Origin of the sequence: Mucilaginibacter sp., assembly GCF_041660805.1 — a bacterium.
Taxonomy (GTDB): domain Bacteria; phylum Bacteroidota; class Bacteroidia; order Sphingobacteriales; family Sphingobacteriaceae; genus Mucilaginibacter.
Genome location: NZ_JBAZVP010000011.1, coordinates 77,628 through 97,583, shown reverse-complemented (window position 1 = coordinate 97,583; position 19,956 = coordinate 77,628). Strand labels below are relative to the sequence as shown.

Sequence of the window (19,956 nt, the reverse complement as noted above, 5' to 3'; positions counted from 1 at the left end):
AATTTTTTGCCCCTTGATCACACACACTACTTATAAATATATTATAGGTGTTTTTCTAATTTCTGCGTTTTGCGGGCTGGGGGAAGCTTATGCACAACAGCAACCTGCCACCGGTACGCCGGTTCCAAACAGGCCGGGTTCAACAATTCCAAATACAAGTAATACTAATCCGCCTAATATACCGCTTACCGGGAACAAGCCGGCATCAACAACACAGCCCACAAGCACAACAACTGCAAAAACTGTTTCTCCAAGAGACACATTGCCGCCATTAAAAGCGGCACCAAAATTATCAAAAACAAAAAATCAGTTACTGCGCGAAGGCGTTTTTTCATTCGACCCTCCCGGGCTGATCCGTACAATTGAATATGACCCGCTAACCAATATGTACATTTTGTACGAGAGGGTGGGTAACCTGCTATATCGCGCGCCACAGTACCTTACTTTTATGCAGTATCTCGAGCTGCAGCAAAAGGGGGTTAAACGCGAGTATTTTAAACAACTGGCAGATAATTATGCATATGACTCGCAGCAGGAAGGGTTTATTCCGCAATTTAAGGTACGAAGCAAAACCTTTGAACAGATCTTTGGCAGCTCGGTAATTGATATAAGGCCGCAAGGATCTGCAGAAGTAATTATGGCAGGGCAGATAAATAGTAATGAAAACCCATTATTTAATACCCGCCAGCGTAAGCAGTTCAATTTTAATTTTGACCAGCGGATACAACTGAATGTTACCGGTAATATTGGCGATAAATTAAAAATTACCACCAATTACAATACCGAAGCACAGTTCCAGTTTGAGAACCAGATAAAGCTGGATTATACAGGCCACCCTGATGAGATCATCCAAAAAATAGAAGCAGGTACGGTAAGCTTGCCTTTAAATACTACGCTTATAAGCGGCAGCCAGGCATTGTTTGGGGTAAAAACCAAGCTAAAGTTTGGCAAGCTGGATATCACCAGTATATTTTCGCAACAGCGCTCACAGGCAAAAAATATTACAATCACTAATCAGGCGCAGCAAGGCACAATTAATTTAACACCGGCAGATTATGAGTCTAATAAACACTACTTCCTGTCGCAATATTTCAGAAACAATTATAACAGGGCACTGGCTAATGTGCCTATCATAAGCTCAAACGTTAATATTACAAAAATTGAAGTTTGGACAACCAACCGTACCAACGTTACTACCGATTCGCGCGATATTGTTGCCTTTTTGGATTTGGGTGAAAATAAACCTTACAACACTACTTTAATTCAGGGTGGGCCGGCTTACAGCGGGTTGCCGGCGGGCTTCCAGGGGCCGGGCTTTGTGCAGCAGTCTAACTCATTACTGCAAAATTTACCGCCCAATGCCCATGTTACTAACTCAAACGATATCGCGAATTACTTCCGTACCACGGGCAGTACAGATAACTATTCAAAGCTAACTTACGCACGTAAGCTGGTTTTAGGTAAGGAGTATACCTTATCGCCTCAGCTGGGTTATATCTCCCTTAATTATCCTTTAAATAATGACGAGGTACTGGCCGTTGCTTATCAGTACTCCTACAACGGGGTGCAATACCAGGTGGGTGAGTTTTCAAGTGATGTGGCGGTTGATGCGGCTACGCCAAAATCGTTGTTTGTAAAATTATTAAAAAACGAACTGCTAAAAACCAATTTACCAACCTGGGACCTGATGATGAAAAACATCTACTCAACAGGAGCCTTCCAGATAAGCCCAACAAACTTTAAACTGAACATTAGCCGTTTGGATGATAAATCGGGCATTGAGAAAACTATCATGGATGAGGGGCAGAACACCAAGGGTAAACGATGGCTGCAATTAACAGGAGTAGATAACCTCGATCAGCAGAACGCCAAGCAGCCCGATGGTTATTTTGACTTTTTGGAAGGCATAACTATTGATTCACAAAACGGGCGGATAGTGTTTCCGGTGCTGGAGCCTTTTGGCAGCGACCTTGCCAAGCAATTTACAGCAAGTGAGCAGGACCTGGTGAACCGTTATGTTTACCAACCGTTGTATGACTCTACCAAAACCATAGCCCAGCAATTCTTTCCTAAGCTTAACCGCTTCATGATAAAAGGAACCTACAGCTCGCAGGGTGGGTCAGAGTATCAGCTTAACGCGGTTAACATCCCTCAGGGTTCTGTAGTGGTTACTGCGGGTACCTTGAAACTGCAGGAGGGAACAGACTATACTATTGATTACAGCGCGGGCCGTATCCGGATGCTTAACCAGGCTTTACTTTCATCTGGCCAGCCAATAAATATTAAATTAGAGAATAATGAACTGTTTGGTGTTCAGCAAAAATCATTATTTGGGTCGAGGTTTGATTATAGGGTAAACCCTAAGCTGGCTTTAGGTGCTACCATTATGCACTTAACCGAGCAGCCCATCACCCAAAACGAAATTGTTGGCGAAGAGTCTATCTCAAACACTATATGGGGTTTTGATGCCAATTACAGTTCAGAATCACGCTTTTTAACAAAACTGGTAGATAAGATCCCGTTCATTAATACCAAAGCGCCATCAACCGTAAATTTTAGCGGTGAATTTGCCAAACTAATGCCCGGCAGCCCCGGAGCGTTAAACTTTGCAGGGTCAAAAAATGGAACATCCTATCTGGACGATTTTGAGAACAGCCGTTCCATCATCGACATAAAAAGTTCTATTAACTGGCAAATTGCAGGTACCCCACAAATGTTTGCCGAAGCGCAGGATATTAATCAGCTGACCTATGGCTTTAACCGCGCCCGTTTAGCCTATTACAATATCGACCCTATATTTTACACCAATTCGGGCAGTATACCGGTAAACAGAAGCGAGCTATCCAACCACTATGTAAGGCAGGTTATTGAGCAGGAGGTTTTTCCTTATAAGCAATCTGTTACCGGGCAGCCTTTAAGTTTGCCAACTTTAAGCCTTGCCTTTTACCCAACTGTACGTGGCCCGTATAACTATACCACAGTAGGCGTAAATAGCGATGGTACATTACAAAACCCGCGTAACCGCTGGGGGGGGATTTTCCGCAAGCTGGAGACCAATGACTTTGAATCGTTAAACGTAGGCTACATTGAGTTTTGGATGATGGATCCGTTTATTTACAAGCCAACATCGGCAGGTGGCGACCTGTATTTTAACCTGGGCAGTATATCAGAAGATATCCTGAAGGATGGCAGAAAAAGCCTGGAGAACAGCTTACCTGTTGATGGCAGTACCGATAAAACCGACGAAACAGTTTGGGGCAGGGTGTCTAAACTGCAACCGGTTATTAACGCTTTTGATAACAACCCCGACGCACGCAAGTTGCAGGATGTAGGTTTAGACGGTTTGAATGACGCGGATGAAAGCACAAAGTTTTCCAGTTTTGTAGCACAGGCCAAAGCGGTATTGAGTCCCTCGGCTGCGAGTGCTTTAACTACCGACCCTTCATCTGATGATTATCAGTACTATCAGGGCCCTGATCTTGACGCCGCGCGTGCGGGCATTCTTGATCGTTACAGCCGCTATAACGGTACCGATGGAAACTCTAAAACAGCCGAGCAGTCGCAAGCCGAACTTGGCTTGCAAACATCGGCATCAACCTCATTGCCCGATGGTGAGGATATTAACAGGGATAACAATATGAGCCAAACCGACGAATACTTTCAATATAAAGTATCCGTTCGGCCGCAGGATATGGTAATTGGCCAAAACTTTATCAGCGATAAAGTTACCTCGCAGGTTAAACTGGCTAACGGTACAACACAAGCCGTTACCTGGTATCAGTTTAGGATACCAATTAACGATTATCAGGGAAAAGTAGGCAACATTCAGGATTTTAAAGCCATCCGTTTCATGCGGATGTTCATGACCAACTTTGCCGATACATCAATTTTGCGTTTTGCTACCCTGCAACTGGTACGTGGCGAATGGCGTACGTTCAATGCCGAAAATAACCCGTTAAATGTTATTGCCGACCCTGCTATTACCAGCCCGGTAATTGATAACTCAACACTTGATGTGCAGGCCGTAAATATTGAGGAGAACGGTAACCGTACCCCAATACCTTACGTGGTGCCACCGGGCATTAATCGCCAGAGAAATTACAATAACCTGCAAACAGATACTAAGCTTAACGAACAATCATTATCGCTGAACGTGACCCAACTGCGCGATGGTTATTCAAGGGCGGCGTTCCGTACTTTTTATAATGACTTGCGGTCATACAAAAGGATCCAGATGTTTATTCACGCCGAAGGCGACCAGTTAAAAGACAACGACCTGAGTGCTTTTGTACGTTTGGGTGTTGACTATCAGGATAACTATTACGAATACGAGGTGCCACTGGCCATTACCCAACCGGGCACCCGCGACCCTGATGCGATATGGCCTGCCATTAATGAACTAAACCTGGAGCTTTCTATATTAACCGATGCAAAGCTGGCCCGTAATAATGCCAAACTTAACGGGCAACCGTGGCCATTTACCGTGCCGTTTACCTACACAGACGGGCGCAATAAAGTGACTATTAAAGGCCAGCCGGATTTGAGCCGCTTGCGCGCTATTATGCTGGGGGTACGTAACCCATACAAGCCAACCTTGCCGGGCGATGACGGCCTTGATAAAACAGGGGTAGTTTGGTTTGATGAACTGCGCTTAACAGACTTTGATCAGCGTGGCGGCTGGGCAGCTACCGCGCGGTTTGATGCCGCACTGGCCGACTTTGGTAACATTACCGTGGCGGGTAGCAAAAGCACCATTGGTTTTGGCACTATTGATTCAAGGGTGAGTGATCGCAGCCGCAGCGATAACCAGGTGATCGATGTATCGGGTAGTTTGGAACTGGGTAAGTTTTTCCCGGAAAAAAGTGGGATACGTATACCGGCTTATGTAAATTATTCAACCCAAAAAAGTACTCCGCAGTATGATCCGGGGTCGCCTGATGTGGAGCTGAAGAAATCATTGGCAGCGGCGCCAACAACCAAAGCGCGAGACTCTATTAAAAACGTAACGGTTGATTATACAGTTCGGAAAAGCATCAATTTTACCAACGTACATAAGGAGCGGACAAACCCCACAGCACCAAACCATGTTTGGGATGTAGAAAACTTTAGTGCCACCTATGCTTACACCGAATACCAGCATCATGATTTTATTGTAGAGAACGATTTCTCGAAAACATACCGCGCGGCGCTGGCCTATAACTATACCAATCAGCCCAGGTATTACACGCCATTTGAAAAAGTAATAAAAAGCAACATGCTGGCACTGGCGCGCGATTTTAACTTTAGCATATTGCCAACAAGGTTAAATTTCAGTATCAACTTTGATCGTTTTTATTCAGAGAATACGCTAAGAAATAACGACCCGAATAACTTTATCCCTATACCAACCAGCTTCAACAAAAACTTTAATATTACCCGTGTTTATGGCATTGGCTGGAATTTATCCAAATCGTTACAGATGGATATTGATGCTACAAATCTATCGGTAGTTGATGAGCCCGCCGGCCGTATTAACGGCTTAAAGCGCGATACCTTATGGGAGAACCTGAAAAGGCTGGGGCGTACTACCAATTACAACCACACTATTAACTTTAATTATACCACCCCGATAAATAAAATACCGGGACTGGACTGGACAGCACTTATTGCCCGCTATAGCACCCACTTTAACTGGCAAACCCAACCAGAATTTGCCATTAACAATCCCGATTATAATGTTGGTAACAGTATCCAAAATTCGCGCAGCATACAGCTGAACCCTACTTTAAACTTTATTAGCTTATACAACAAGTTTGCAGCACTACGTAAAAACAACAACACAGATCAGGGTGGTGCAGGGAAGTTCCTGCTGGGTATTTTAACCGGTATTAAAAACATAAGCGGAACTTATACGCGTACCGAGGGTACGTTTTTACCGGGTTATTTACCACAATCAAACTTGTTTGGGCAGGATTTGACTTATGATGCGCCGGGCATTGGTTTCTTGTTAGGCAGCCAGGCAGATTTGAGGAGTAAAGCCATTGCCAACGGGTGGATAACAACCGATACATTGCAAAACCAGTTGTATGTAAAAACCTTTAATGAAGATATCCGCCTGCGAAGTATAATTGAACCTATAAAAGATCTTCGGATTGAATTGATTGCGTTTAAGATGCAGGACAGGAACTATCAAACCAATTTTAAATACCTGGCTACAACCAATAGCATTGAAAATTTAAGTCCGGTTACATCGGGTACTTATAGCGTATCCATTTTGTCAATCGCTACAGCCTTCTCTAAAAACTCAGGGATTAATAATACATCGAGCGTTTTTCAGCAGTTTCTGGTTAACAGGCAGGTTATATCTCAAAAACTGGGTCAAAGCAATCCAAATTCCGGCCCCCCTGTTAATGGTTATGCAGATGGATATGGGCCCAACGCGCAAAACGTGCTGGTTCCGGCTTTTCTGGCGGCGTATACAGGTAAAAGTGCAAGTTCATCAAGCCTGAATCAGTTTCCAAATATCCCCATCCCTAACTGGCAGATCACTTATAACGGACTGAGCAAACTGCCGATCATTAATGATCTGTTTGATTCATTTGATATTAAGCATGGGTACCGTTCGTCATACAACGTAAATAGCTATACTACTTTGCTACAATATGAGGAAACCGGTGGTAGGGTGAGTTCAAGGGATGCGAATAATGATTTCCTGCCGTTTTACCAGTTCTCGCAGGTAAGTATCTTTGAGCAGTTTGTGCCGCTGTTTGGTGCCGATGTCCGTTTTAAAAACAGCATGACCGCCAATTTTGAATATCGGAAAACACGCTCATTAAGCCTGAGCTTGCTGAACAGTCAGCTGGCACAGCAGGACGAGAATATTTTGGTGTTTGGCTTTGGCTACCGGCCTAAAAATTTCAGGATGCCATTTGGGTTGTTTGGTACAGGGGCCAAAACAAATAATGATGTAAACTTTAAGCTGGATGTAGCTGTGCGTGATAATAAAACACTCATCTATCGCGCCGATATAGAAGCCGCTGAAATATCATCGGGCGCACAAAATATTACCCTGCGCCCATCAATTGATTATGTCATTAACCAGCGGTTTAACCTCAATCTTTTTTACGACAGTAATATTACCCGCCCATATACATCCCAAACGTTTAATACGGCATTTACTAATTTTGGTATTAACTTAAAGCTGTTGCTGCAGTAATAGCTCAATTATTTGGCTCAGCCAGTTTTTTCCGCTGTTTTTCTACTTTCTTATTTTGCCTGTTCAGCTTTCTTTCAGCACGCTTGCGTTTGCGCTCGGTTTTTTTAACACCCTGTTGCTGTGTCTTTTTCTCATGGGCACTCATTTTGGCTTTTATTTCCTGCTCTTTAACTACACCCAGGCCGGCACAAGGCTTAATGCCGCTTAGCAATGCCTTCCATATGGTTTTAAAAAAAGGAGAGTTGGATGGGCGGATGAAAAACACAGATGATGAACGTGGCGTTTCGCCCGGTTTATCAGGGTTGTTGTGACTAATTACCAATGAATTGGCATACATAGATGCCAGTGTTTTTTTAGAGTAGCCATTTTCGGTATCAGGGCGAAGCAGGTTAACATTAAGATCATTATATAATAGGCTTACCCGGCCCTTTGTAATTTTATTGGAGGCATGCAAATCAAAATCTAAACTTTTTACTTTGCCCGAGGTGATCTTGACCATTGCCAGCGGCATGGTTGCCTGGTTTATTCTTGGCAGGTCAAAATTACCAAGGTGGCCCTTATAACTATAGTTATTTCCTGCATCAGTAAGGTTAAAAACAAAAGATAGGTTAAGCCGGCCCCTCTCCATAAACAAGGTAGTTAAGCTAACGGTTGTAATGCTATGTTTTTTAAGAGAATCTATATTGTTGGTGACATTAATAAACTTGCCTGTAGTATTGTTAAAGCTTATTGTGCCTGTTTTGTTAGACTTTTTACTGAATTCGTTATAGAGAACATTTATCCGCTTAACGGTTATGGTGTCTATATTAAAAGCCGTTTTTATTTTCTTGATGGCAACATGCGGAAAAGTAATTACCCTGTCGGTTTCCTTTTTGAGGCCATGAGGATTACTATATACAGATAGTGTACCGTTGCTTAGTAACAGGTTTGAAGCATTAAAGCTATGGTATTTGTGATAGGTAAAAAAATCAAAATTGTTTACTTGCAATGAATCCAGCCGGAGAGAAAACCGGTCGGCTTTGCTGTTGTCAAAAAATTTAGTTGGCTTAACGGGCAGCAGTACCAGCCCCTGGATATTTAACTTGGATGTTTTGGTAGATAGCTTAACCTGTTTAACAGTATAAGTGTAAAGCCCATTGGCCGATTTGCCGGTATAGTTATATAACTCGGTAGTAATGTCGCTGCAATACAGTAAACGGGAACGGTCTGTTTGTGTCGCCGAATCTATAAGAAGGTCGGTAGCTTTCATGTTCATCTCCTTTAATTCAGATACCGCTAATTTTTCGCCCGAATAATCTTTGTATTTAAATTTAACATCGTTAAGGTATATCTCATTCACATGTATCAGCTTAAGGCTTTTAGAGATCTTTTGCCATACAGTGCGGCTGTCTTTTACAACGGTGTCTTTGGTATGATTTATATGAAAGCTTACTTGCAGGTTGGGGGCACTTAAGGTAATCCGGCCAATATTTAGCTTGTTTTTAAAGTAGAGCGTAAATGGATGCATATGAGAGAGCACCAGTTTTTTTACTTGCAGTTCATACAAGTTATTTGGTGCAAGTCCCTGTTTCTTTTTTCGGTTGTATACAGCTGTATCAGGCCTTAGCTTAATATCATAAATAACAATTTTACCTTGCAGAATATGAAGTTCCGCATTAGTAAAGTCAACTTTGTATAAGCTATCTGTATTAATAAGGAGCTCGCTTTTAACCTTATCTGCCAATATGGGCGACCAATACCTGTTAATAAGCGCTGCAGGTATCAGTACCAGTACAACCAATACTAATAAAACGATGGATGAAATTCTTTGCCACTTGTTCTTTAGAAACTTTAACGCCATTTATTTTATACTGTATACTGTTTTCTTCTTTGAAATTTTTCCGATAACCTTTTTCGCCTGTTATTATCTGCTCGTTTACCTTAACAACAAAACATTCATTTTGTTAAAACGCTGACAAACTGTCATCCAATATATAAAAATTATGTATTTTTGCGGTTCAATTTTTTAATAACGATGGATTTGCTTATTCAGGATAAAGTGCACGACGAGAGCAGGCAGGGCGAGGCTTTAGTATTAGAGCCGGTTATTGGTAAAAACAATGGGCGCAAGCTTTATATTGAAAGCTATGGCTGCGCTATGAATTTTAGCGATAGCGAAATTGTGGCCTCTATTTTATCAGAACAAGGTTTTGAAACCACATCAGATTTTAACAATGCCGATGTAGTATTCATTAACACCTGTTCTATCCGCGAGAATGCCGAAGTACGCGTACGTAACCGGCTGAAAGAATTTGCCGGTGCTAAACTTAAAAACCCCGGTATGGTGGTTGGCGTATTGGGCTGCATGGCCGAGCGTTTAAAAGCTAAATTTTTAGAAGAAGAGAAACTGGTAGATGTTGTAGTAGGCCCTGATGCTTACCGCGACCTGCCAAACTTAATAGAACAGGTTGATGGTGGCCAACGTGCGGTAAACGTATTATTAAGCCGCGAAGAAACCTATGCCGATATTAGTCCGGTGCGTTTAAATAGCAATGGTATTAACGCCTTTGTATCTATTATGCGTGGCTGCGATAACATGTGTTCGTTTTGCGTGGTACCGTTTACACGTGGCCGTGAACGCAGCAGGGATGCCTATTCAGTTGTTGTAGAATGTACCGATCTGTTTAACCGCGGGTACCGGGAAGTTACTTTGCTTGGCCAGAATGTGGACTCATACAAATGGACAAAGCCTCTCCCTGCCCTCTCCAAAGGAGAGGGTTCTAATGAGCAGGACAATCTGGAAGTCCTCTCCCATGGAGAGGATTTAGGTGAGGCTGTAGTAAACTTTGCCAGCTTGTTGGAAATGGTTGCACATGTTAGTCCGGAGTTGCGTGTACGTTTCTCAACATCGCACCCTAAGGATATTACCGATGAGGTTTTATACACCATTGCCAAATACGATAACATTTGTAACTACATACACTTGCCGGTACAATCAGGTAATAGCCGTGTGCTTGATATTATGAACCGCACTTATGACCGCGAGTGGTACATGAACAGGATAGATGCCATCCGCAGGATAATACCTGAGTGTGCTATATCTACAGATGTGATAACCGGTTTTTGTACCGAAACAGAGGAAGAACATAACGATACGGTAAGTATGATGGATTATGTTAAGTATGATTTTGCCTATATGTTTAAGTACAGCGAAAGGCCGGGGACTTTGGCAGCAAAACGTTATGCGGATGACATCCCGGAGGAGATAAAACAAAAGCGTTTAGCACAAATTGTGGCTAAACAACAGGAGTATTCTTTTTACCGGATGCAGGCACGTATTGGTAAAGTAGAAAAAGTGCTGATAGAAGGGTTCTCTAAAAAATCAAACAATGATTATTGCGGCCGTAGCGATCAAAACGCCATGGTGATATTCCCGGTAAGTGAGCATTACAAACCGGGCCAGTACGTAAATGTTTTGGTTGAAAGAACTACGTCGGCAACATTGATAGGGGGAATTATCCCCCAAACCCCCTGAAGGGGAGTTACGTCCTAAATATTAGGGTGGTTAATGGGGTTATATAAATAAAAAATAAAAAAAGCTCCCCCTTCAGGGGGCTGGGGGGTTTATGGATATTCAAGAAATTAAACAACGCTTTGGCATCATCGGTAATTCACCATTGTTGAACAGAGCTATAAATATTGCCAACCAGGTATCGCCCACAGATATTTCGGTATTAATTACCGGCGAAAGTGGTAGCGGTAAAGAGGTGTTTTCGCACATTATTCACCAGATGAGCCCGCGTAAGCATGGGCCTTTCATTGCGGTTAACTGTGGTGCTATACCCGAGGGTACTATTGATTCGGAGCTTTTTGGCCACGAAAAAGGTGCTTATACCGGCGCCATTGGCGAGCGTAAAGGTTACTTTGAAACAGTAAATGGGGGTACTATCTTTTTAGATGAGATTGCCGAAATGCCATTGGGTACACAGGCCCGTTTATTAAGGGTATTAGAATCTGGCCAGTATATAAGGGTGGGTTCATCTAAAGTAGAAAAAACCAACGTGCGTGTTATTGCCGCAACCAACGTTGATGTTTATGACGCGGTTAAAGCGGGTAGGTTTAGAGAAGATCTTTATTATCGTTTAAACACTGTTCCGCTAAGGATACCACCATTGCGCGACAGGAAAGAAGATATTTTTCTATTGTTTAGAAAATTTACATCAGATTTTACCGATAAATACCGTACCCCGCCTATCCAGTTGGATGATGAGGCACAACAGGTTTTAATAAACTACTCATGGCCGGGTAATGTTCGCCAGTTAAAAAACATGGCCGAGCAATTAGCCGTTCTGGAACGAGACCGCATAATAACCGCGCCTACGTTATTAACCTATATACCGCATGAAGCAAGCAGCAGGAACCTGCCAATGCGTTTAGATCATCAAAAAGAAGATTTTTCTGAAAGGGATATTTTATATAAGGTGCTGTTTGATATGAAGCGCGATATGGTTGAGCTGAAAAAGCTGGTGGCCGATATTATTGAACAAGGCGGGGTAAGCACAAACTACCCAAACCATGCGCAAACATTAACCAAATTATACAGGGATATTGAATTGCCGGTTAACAATAACGAAACACAATTTACCCTGCAGCAACCCGTTAACAATAACAGCAGCAATAATAACAATACTGATTATAACATTACGCACGAGGCCGAGGAAGTAGAAGAATCATTATCGCTGGTAGATAAAGAATCAGATTTGATACGTAAGGCACTTAAAAAGCATAAAGGCAAACGCAAGCTGGCGGCTAATGAACTTGGAATATCAGAAAGAACTTTATATCGTAAAATAAAAGAATTAGATTTATAACGAAACATGGGCAAAAGGCTTTTCTTAAATATAGTGATGATGGGTACGGTGGTTATGCTTTTCGCATCATGCTCTTACAAACTAACACAAAGCGGAGCATCTATTCCGGCCGACCTAAAAACTATAGATATACAATTTTTTGAAAACAATGCGCCGCTTGTTGTTTCTACTTTGAGCCAGCAATTTACCGAAGCGCTTAAAGATCGTATACGTACCCAAACAGGTATAAGCATTGTGCGTAACGAGGGGGCAAACGCAACCATGTCTGGTGCTATAACGGGCTATAGTATAGCCCCCGCATCTATCCAGGCAACTAACCCAAATGTTGCGCCAATTGCCGGTGCAAGCCGTTTAACAATTACTGTTCAGGTAAAATATGTTTACGAAAAGGATAAAAAACTTAGTTTTGATGAATCTTTCACAAAATACAAGGAGTTTACCGGAGACTTATCAACACAGGAACCAGCACTGATAAGGGATATTAACAAGCAATTAACCGATGATATTTTTAACCGTGCCTTTGCCTATTGGTAAGCATTTATAGTTTATAATAAAGTGGATCAATACTTAGATAACAGGCATAAGGAAATTTTATGGAGACTGCTGGCAAACCCGGCAGATACAGGCCAGTTATATGTAACTAACCTGGAACAGATGGTGAATGACCATCCGCAGAGTGGCCTGTTGCGGGTATTACTTGAACGCGCGACTGATAAGCACGATGTAACAAATGCTGCGGTTTATTTTAAAACAAGTACACTGTACAAACTTTTACATGGCCCGGATAGCTTTCATATAGTTGCTCCTGATAAGATCATCAGTGATAAGGCTTCCGGAGCAGGTAATTATTTCAACGTTCAGGTTACGGAGGAAGATACCCATACTGATGTTGCAGATCAGCAGCAGGAAGCCACCTCGCCATTTACAGAGCCTGAAGCTAATGTAAGCCAGGAGCCTGAAACGATCGTAGTTCCGCGCGAAACTGAATCAGCGACAGCTATAGATGAAGAGCCACAGGATGAGATCCAGGATATTGATACGATAATACCTGAGCTTTATAATTCACATAATACAGACGAAAGCACTGTTAAGGAGCCGGCAGAAGTGCCCCAGGCCATTACCCCTGAGCCATTTGATTCTTATACAGAGGAATTAGCAGAGGAGAAGGAAGAGGCCCAGACACCACAAGCCCAGGAGCCTGCTACATTTACCAACCTGAGCGCAGATAACGGTTATCGTGAAGAGAAGGAATATTTTAGGCAGGATATTGAGGATGAAATATACGACGAGATAGTAAGTATTGATGATATAGGTTTTGAGCCGACCGTAAACGTATTGCACGAAGCGGAAGAAAAATCAAATACTGTACAAAACGAAGGGCAAAATAATTATGCAAATGAGGAGGATTATCCGGCAGATGAAGAGGATGAAGATGAAAGGCCTTTGCCAAAATTAGCCGGGGTTACTGACAGGGACATAGCCATTGACGAAGAAAAACTGATACTGGGCAATATTGTAAGCGCGGATTATTTAACGTTTGATAAAAAGCTGGATGAGTTGCGCAATACTGATAATTTTCCGCGGCCGGCATCAACAGAAACACAAGAGGATACGGAACCTGTAAAAGAAAGCCACGATACATTATCGCGTTATAACGACGAGACCATGCCGTACAGCTTTATGTGGTGGTTAGATAAAACCCGTAAGGAACACGCTGGCAGTTTGCAGCCATATGCTGTAAGCCCTGTTGCACCGCAAACAGTAACTGAAGGTTCTGCGCTTAATACATTTAATAATACAGAAACTGTAAAACCGGTTAAGCGTGTTGCACCCGATGAATTACAGCAGCAGTATTATGAAAATATTTTCAGCCTTACATCAGTAAGCGGAATAGAAGGCAATGATGAGGCTAAGGGAGTTGAGTTTGATCATAACAAAAAAGAGGATATTATAATTGAGCGGTTCATTCATAACGAACCGCAGATACGCCCACCCGCTGCAGACAGGCTTGACAATGAGAATAAAGCTAAGAAAAGCTCCGAAGATCAGGATGCATTAGTAACAGAGACACTGGCACGCATTTATATCGACCAGATGTTATATCATAAAGCCATAGCCACTTATAAAAAATTGATATTGAAATTTCCAGAAAAAAAGCTTTACTTTGCATCCCAGATTGAACAGTTAGAAAAGAAAACAAATTGATATAAAAGAAAATGTATTTAGTATTATTAATTATCACCATTATTGCATGTGTCCTTTTAGGATTAATTGTACTAATTCAAAACCCTAAAGGGGGTGGTTTAGCATCAAATTTTTCAGGTTCGTCACAATTAATGGGCGTACAAAAAACAGGCGATTTCTTAGAAAAAGGAACCTGGGTATTAGCTATCGGCATTATGGTGTTATCGCTTATTATGAACGTAACGCTTAAAGGCGGCGCTCAAAAATCTGATGATCCGCAATTAATGGAGCAAATTAAAAAGGCTTCTAAACCAACTGCAACACCATCAACGGCACCGCTAAGCGTACCTGCGGCACCGGCTCAAAACACACCTAAAAAATAAATTTTAGCGAATTATATTTAAAAGGCTTTGGAGTTTTCCAGGGCCTTTTTTGCTGATATAGCTTACCTGACACGATGACACCCGCAGATTAAGTTAAGATTTGGAGGTTGTTAAGCAATAGCTAAAAGGTGACAATAAAACAGTAAACATGCCAATTGCGAAAAATTTAACCGCTTGGCATAATTGATGTAAAAGCAAACACGAAAACTTAAAATTATAAATTCAAAATAGATTACTATGTCATTAAACATTAAACCTCTTGCAGACAGAGTGGTTGTTGAAGCCGCAGCTGCCGAAACAAAAACTGCTTCTGGAATTTACATCCCTGAAACAGCACAGGAGAAACCACAAAAAGGAACTATAGTGGCTGTAGGCCCGGGTAAGTTTGCTGATGTATCTGGCACGCTTATACCAATGACCAGCAAAGTTGGTGATGCAGTATTATACGGTAAATATGCCGGTACTGAAATTACTATTGATGGTAAAGAATATTTGATCATGCGTGAATCTGATATCTACGCGGTATTATAATTAGTGAATTAGTGAGGGATTGAATTATTGATTTCCCGAAAACCATTTTAAAACTTAAAAATAAAAACTACCGAATAGCGATTTAGGCTAATCACTAAGTCACTAATTCAATAAATCAAAATTAAATCATGGCAAAACAAGTTAAATATAATGTTGAAGCACGTGACGCTTTAAAGCGCGGTGTTGATATTTTAGCTAACGCGGTTAAAGTAACATTAGGTCCAAAAGGCCGTCACGTAATTATCGATAAAAAGTTTGGTTCACCTGCAGTTACTAAAGATGGTGTAACCGTAGCTAAAGAAATTGAACTGAAAGACCCTATTGAAAACATGGGTGCCCAAATGGTTAAAGAAGTTGCATCAAAAACTGCTGATATTGCAGGTGATGGTACTACTACTGCTACCGTTTTAGCACAGGCAATTGTTACAGCAGGTATTAAAAACGTTGCAGCCGGCGCTAACCCAATGGATTTGAAACGTGGTATTGATAAAGCTGTTGCCGAAGTTGTTAAAGACCTAAAAGCACAGTCACAAACAGTTGGAGAAGACAACAACAAAATTAAGCAGGTAGCTGCTATTTCTGCTAATAACGATGAAGTTATTGGTGCGTTAATAGCCGAAGCTATGGCTAAGGTTGGTACATCAGGCGTTATCACTGTTGAAGAAGCAAAAGGTACCGAAACTGAAGTTAAAACTGTAGAAGGTATGCAGTTTGACCGTGGTTACCTTTCTCCGTACTTTGTTACCAATTCTGATAAAATGGAAGTTGAGTTAGAAAACCCATACATCCTTATCTACGATAAAAAGATCTCTTCAATGAAGGAATTACTTCCTATCCTTGAGAAACAAGTACAAACAGGTAAACCTTTGTTAATTATTGCTGAAGATTTAGACGGTGAAGCATTAGCTACATTAGTAGTTAACAAGATCCGTGGCTCACTGAAAGTTGCTGCTGTTAAGGCACCTGGCTTTGGTGATCGCCGTAAAGCAATGTTAGAAGATATCGCGGTGTTAACCGGTGGTACTGTAATATCTGAAGAAAGAGGTTACAAACTGGAAAGCGCTGATCTTTCAATGTTAGGCCAGGCCGAAAAAATCACTATCGATAAAGACAATACTACTTTAGTTAATGGTGCAGGTGATGCTGATTTAATTAAAGGCAGAGTTGGTGAGATCCGTGCGCAGATTGAAACTACTACATCTGATTACGATAAAGAAAAACTTCAGGAACGTTTAGCCAAATTATCTGGCGGTGTTGCTGTACTTTATATTGGTGCAGCTTCTGAAGTTGAAATGAAAGAAAAGAAAGACCGTGTTGATGATGCTTTACATGCAACCCGTGCGGCTGTTGAAGAAGGCATTGTTGCTGGTGGTGGCGTTGCCTTCATCCGTGCGGTAGCTGCCTTAACAAATCTTAAAGGTGCTAACGAAGATGAGAACACTGGTATCCAGATCATACGTCGTGCTATTGAAGAGCCATTACGTCAAATTTGCGATAACGCAGGTATTGAAGGTTCAATAGTTGTACAAAAAGTTAAAGAAGGCACAGGCGACTTTGGTTACAACGCCCGTACCGATAAATATGAAAACCTGATTGGTGCAGGTGTTATTGATCCTACTAAAGTAGGTCGTGTAGCATTAGAAAATGCAGCTTCAATCGCGGCAATGTTGTTAACTACAGAATGTGTATTAGCAGACGAGCCTGATGATGATAAAGGCGGCATGCCACCAATGGGCGGCGGCGGCATGGGCGGTATGATGTAATAATCATATCTGACTCACGTCAATATATAAACAAACCCTCTGTATACAAAAGTGTACAGAGGGTTTTGTTTTTAAAATTCTTTTTCGGTTACAACAATTAGTGTCTTGATAAGACTTAACAATCATTTAACACGAAGTAAAATTGGCCTGAGTGATTTAAGTAATTGCAATAACATTACATTAATTGTTAAGGTTAGGCACAGCGTTTGATTAATCACGGGCATGAAGCATGTTAGAAATAAAAGGACACATATACATAGCCGCCTGGTGGAATGGTTATTATTTAAAGGCCCCGAGCTGTTTGTAACCTTATATAGTTAATAAAAAGCGTTAATTTTGGTCAGTTTATGGAGCCAAAAGAATTCTACGATAAATTTCACGTTTGGGTGGTTGATAAAGGGCCACAATATCTTTTAGGGTTAATACTATTTTTTGTTGGTATCTGGTTCATCCGGTTTTTACGCTCGCGTTTGCGCGACAGGATGAGCAAACGGAATGTCCATTCTTCATTACAACCCTTCTTTCTAAGTCTTACAATTACCAGTTTATACGTTCTGCTGATTATAGTGGTAATGAACATTATTGGGTTCCAGCTAACTATATTCACTACAATAATTGGCGCTTTTAGTGTGGCAGCAGGTTTGGCTTTGTCAGGTACCTTTCAGAATTTTGCTGGAGGCGTACTTATTCTTTTGCTTAAACCTTTTGAGATAGATGATAGTATTATTGCCCAGGGACAGGATGGTAAGGTAACATCTATACAAATATTTTATACCGTATTAATTACTGCCGATAACAAAACGGTCATTATCCCCAACGGAAAACTTTTTAACGAGGTTATAGTAAACGTAACCCGCGAAGGTAAACGCCGCCTTGATTTTGAACTAAAACTCGGTTACGTTGTAAATGTTGACCAGGTAAAAGAGATAATTAACAAAGCTATCATTACAACTCCTAATATTTTAAAATCGCCCGCTGCCCGTGTAGGCGTAGTAGCATTAGAACTGGATGGTATCCGTTTTACGGTAAATGTTTGGGTACAGCCCCCTAACTTTCTGTCAGCCAAAATAGATCTTCAGGAAAAAATAATTAAAGACCTGCATGCCGCAGGCGTAAAATTACCGGGGACATAAATATTAAAAACCATACCGTAAGGGTCAAATAAACAAGGCTGGTTTTACGCTATTTTCTGGTTCATGATCCCCGTTCCTGAGTGCAAATCATATTGCTTTATATACAATACTATCCGTAATTTTAACCCGATGCAACGAGAGCAAATTTCTGTTTTTGATATGTTTAAGATAGGCATTGGCCCATCCAGTTCACATACGCTTGGCCCTTGGCGTGCAGCACAGCAATTTGTGCAGCTATTAGAGCATAAGCAGGTGCTGGAGATGGTTGTAGAGGTAAAGATCTTACTTTATGGCTCGCTTGCAAAAACAGGTAAGGGGCACGGAACAGATATAGCCATATTACTTGGCCTTAGCGGCGATGACCCTGTTACGTTTGCAGTAGACCAGATCGATACCAAAATTGCCCGGATAAATACCGACCATAAATTACTTTTAGGCGGCAAGCAGCAAGTTAGTTTTCATGCTGATGATGACATGCTATTTTTGTTTACCGAGAGCCTGCCTTTTCACCCAAATGCGGTAACCTTCCAGGCATTTTTAAGCAACGGTACGGCTGTATCCGGAACGTTCTATTCAATAGGTGGTGGTTTCGTTGTAAAAGAAGGGGAGCAAACGCAGCATAAGACAGAGGTTGACCTGCCATTCCCCATTGATACTGCCGGCGACCTGCTGCACTGGTGTATAAAAACCGGCCTCAAAATATCTGAGGTAGTGATGGAGAACGAGCTGGCCTGGCGCTCTGAACAACAAACCCGGGATGATGTGCTAAACATCTTTAAAGTAATGCAGGAATGTATGTATCGTGGTACCCAAACTGCAGGCTACTTACCCGGCGGACTTAACGTTGCCCGCCGTGCCTGTGCCTTAAACCGTAGGTTAATAGGTGGCCGTACATACAGTAATTATACCGAGTGGGTAATGGCAATGCGCCAAACCGGCAATAGCTTCCAAAATATTTTAGATTGGGTAAGCTGTTTCGCACTGGCGGTTAACGAAGAGAATGCCTCTTTTGGCAGGGTGGTAACGGCCCCAACCAATGGTGCCGCAGGAGTGATCCCGGCAGTATTGCAATATTTTATTAGTTTTTGCGATGGATTTGATGAGCAAAAGATCATCCAGTTTCTGTTCACAGCATCAGAGGTGGGAAGCATATTTAAAAAAGGGGCTACCATATCAGCAGCTATGGGTGGCTGCCAGGCAGAGATAGGTGTATCATCAGCAATGGCTGCGGCTGCACTTACCGAAGTTTTGGGCGGTAGCCAGCGCCAGGTGCTTATGGCGGCAGAAATTGCCATGGAGCACCACTTAGGCATGACCTGTGACCCAATAGGAGGTTTAGTACAGGTGCCATGCATTGAACGTAATACTATGGGCGCTATTAAAGCTATAACCGCAAGCCAGCTGGCCCTGCAAAGTAATCCTGATAAAGCTAAAGTTAGCCTTGATGCTGTTGTAAAAACCATGTGGCAAACCGCCCAGGATATGAACTCCAAATACAAAGAAACTTCTGACGGTGGGTTGGCCATCAACATTCCAATCAGCTTGCCGGAGTGTTAGGTGTTTTTAAGTAGCTCTCCCATAAATTCTTGTAAAACTAATGCATGATTATGTTGCTCATCATGTGCGGCGTATAGCAGGGTAACTGTTTTATGGTGTTTTATAAAATTCAGCAAATTTTTTACGGCATCATTTTGCGTTAATTCGAGCCTGTATTTTAATCGGAACTCATCCCAGTTTGGCGTCTCATGATTAAACCACTTTCTTAATTCAGTAGAGGGAGCGATCTCTTTCATCCATTCATCAAGGCGGGCCGTTTCTTTTTTTACACCGCGTGGCCATAAACGATCAATCAGTATGCGCATACCATCCTGCTCATCAAAAGGTTTGTATATCCGTTTTACTTTAACTGTTCCCATG

The 19,956-nt window shown here is 41.9% G+C and carries 12 protein-coding genes; 10 read left to right on the top strand and 2 right to left on the bottom strand.

Translation table 11 applies throughout. The annotated features are described in order from the left end of the window. Positions 1 to 13 precede the first annotated feature (13 nt). Complete coding sequence (gene sprA / locus WC743_RS15305; RefSeq protein ID WP_373013159.1) at positions 14 to 7,195, top strand: cell surface protein SprA; 7,182 nt, start codon at positions 14 to 16, stop codon at positions 7,193 to 7,195. Positions 7,196 to 7,199: 4 nt separating this feature from the next. Here the strand turns inward: sprA and WC743_RS15300 are convergent, their stop codons facing one another. Then, positions 7,200 to 9,035, bottom strand: coding sequence for a hypothetical protein (locus tag WC743_RS15300; protein WP_373013157.1), 1,836 nt, complete (start codon positions 9,033 to 9,035; stop codon positions 7,200 to 7,202). Positions 9,036 to 9,209: 174 nt separating this feature from the next. Here WC743_RS15300 and WC743_RS15295 point away from each other — a divergent pair, with 174 nt between their 5' ends. The 9 genes from WC743_RS15295 (at position 9,210) to WC743_RS15255 (ending at position 19,596) form a co-directional block, all read left to right on the top strand. Then, positions 9,210 to 10,709, top strand: a complete 1,500-nt coding sequence (locus tag WC743_RS15295) for a MiaB/RimO family radical SAM methylthiotransferase (protein ID WP_373013155.1) — start codon at positions 9,210 to 9,212, stop codon at positions 10,707 to 10,709. Positions 10,710 to 10,800: 91 nt separating this feature from the next. Continuing rightward, positions 10,801 to 12,045, top strand: coding sequence for a sigma-54 interaction domain-containing protein (locus WC743_RS15290; RefSeq protein WP_373013153.1), 1,245 nt, complete (start codon positions 10,801 to 10,803; stop codon positions 12,043 to 12,045). 6 nt (positions 12,046 to 12,051) lie between these two features. Further along, entirely contained in the window at positions 12,052 to 12,579 is a 528-nt protein-coding gene (locus WC743_RS15285) for an LptE family protein (RefSeq protein WP_373013151.1), read from the top strand. A gap of 21 nt (positions 12,580 to 12,600) precedes the next feature. Next, positions 12,601 to 14,250 carry a hypothetical protein gene (locus WC743_RS15280; RefSeq protein WP_373013149.1) on the top strand — a complete coding sequence of 550 codons (1,650 nt, stop codon included), beginning with the start codon at positions 12,601 to 12,603 and terminating at the stop codon, positions 14,248 to 14,250. 11 nt (positions 14,251 to 14,261) lie between these two features. Continuing rightward, the gene (secG, locus tag WC743_RS15275; RefSeq protein WP_373013147.1) at positions 14,262 to 14,612 is read left to right on the top strand and encodes a preprotein translocase subunit SecG; all 351 of its coding nucleotides are present in this window, start codon (positions 14,262 to 14,264) and stop codon (positions 14,610 to 14,612) included. Positions 14,613 to 14,849: 237 nt separating this feature from the next. Beyond that, a complete protein-coding gene (gene groES / locus WC743_RS15270) occupies positions 14,850 to 15,143 on the top strand; it encodes a co-chaperone GroES (RefSeq protein WP_373013145.1) in 294 nt (97 codons plus the stop codon). Between the two features lie 125 nt (positions 15,144 to 15,268). Next, a complete protein-coding gene (gene groL / locus WC743_RS15265; RefSeq protein WP_373013302.1) occupies positions 15,269 to 16,906 on the top strand; it encodes a chaperonin GroEL in 1,638 nt (545 codons plus the stop codon). Positions 16,907 to 17,253: 347 nt separating this feature from the next. Further along, entirely contained in the window at positions 17,254 to 18,039 is a 786-nt protein-coding gene (locus tag WC743_RS15260) for a mechanosensitive ion channel family protein (RefSeq protein WP_373013143.1), read from the top strand. Between the two features lie 129 nt (positions 18,040 to 18,168). After that, the gene (locus WC743_RS15255) at positions 18,169 to 19,596 is read left to right on the top strand and encodes an L-serine ammonia-lyase (RefSeq protein ID WP_373013141.1); all 1,428 of its coding nucleotides are present in this window, start codon (positions 18,169 to 18,171) and stop codon (positions 19,594 to 19,596) included. Here WC743_RS15255 and WC743_RS15250 read toward each other — a convergent pair. Then, a complete protein-coding gene (locus WC743_RS15250; protein ID WP_373013139.1) occupies positions 19,593 to 19,955 on the bottom strand; it encodes a DUF488 domain-containing protein in 363 nt (120 codons plus the stop codon). The two genes, WC743_RS15255 and WC743_RS15250, sit on opposite strands and share 4 nt — an antisense overlap. Position 19,956 lies beyond the last annotated feature (1 nt).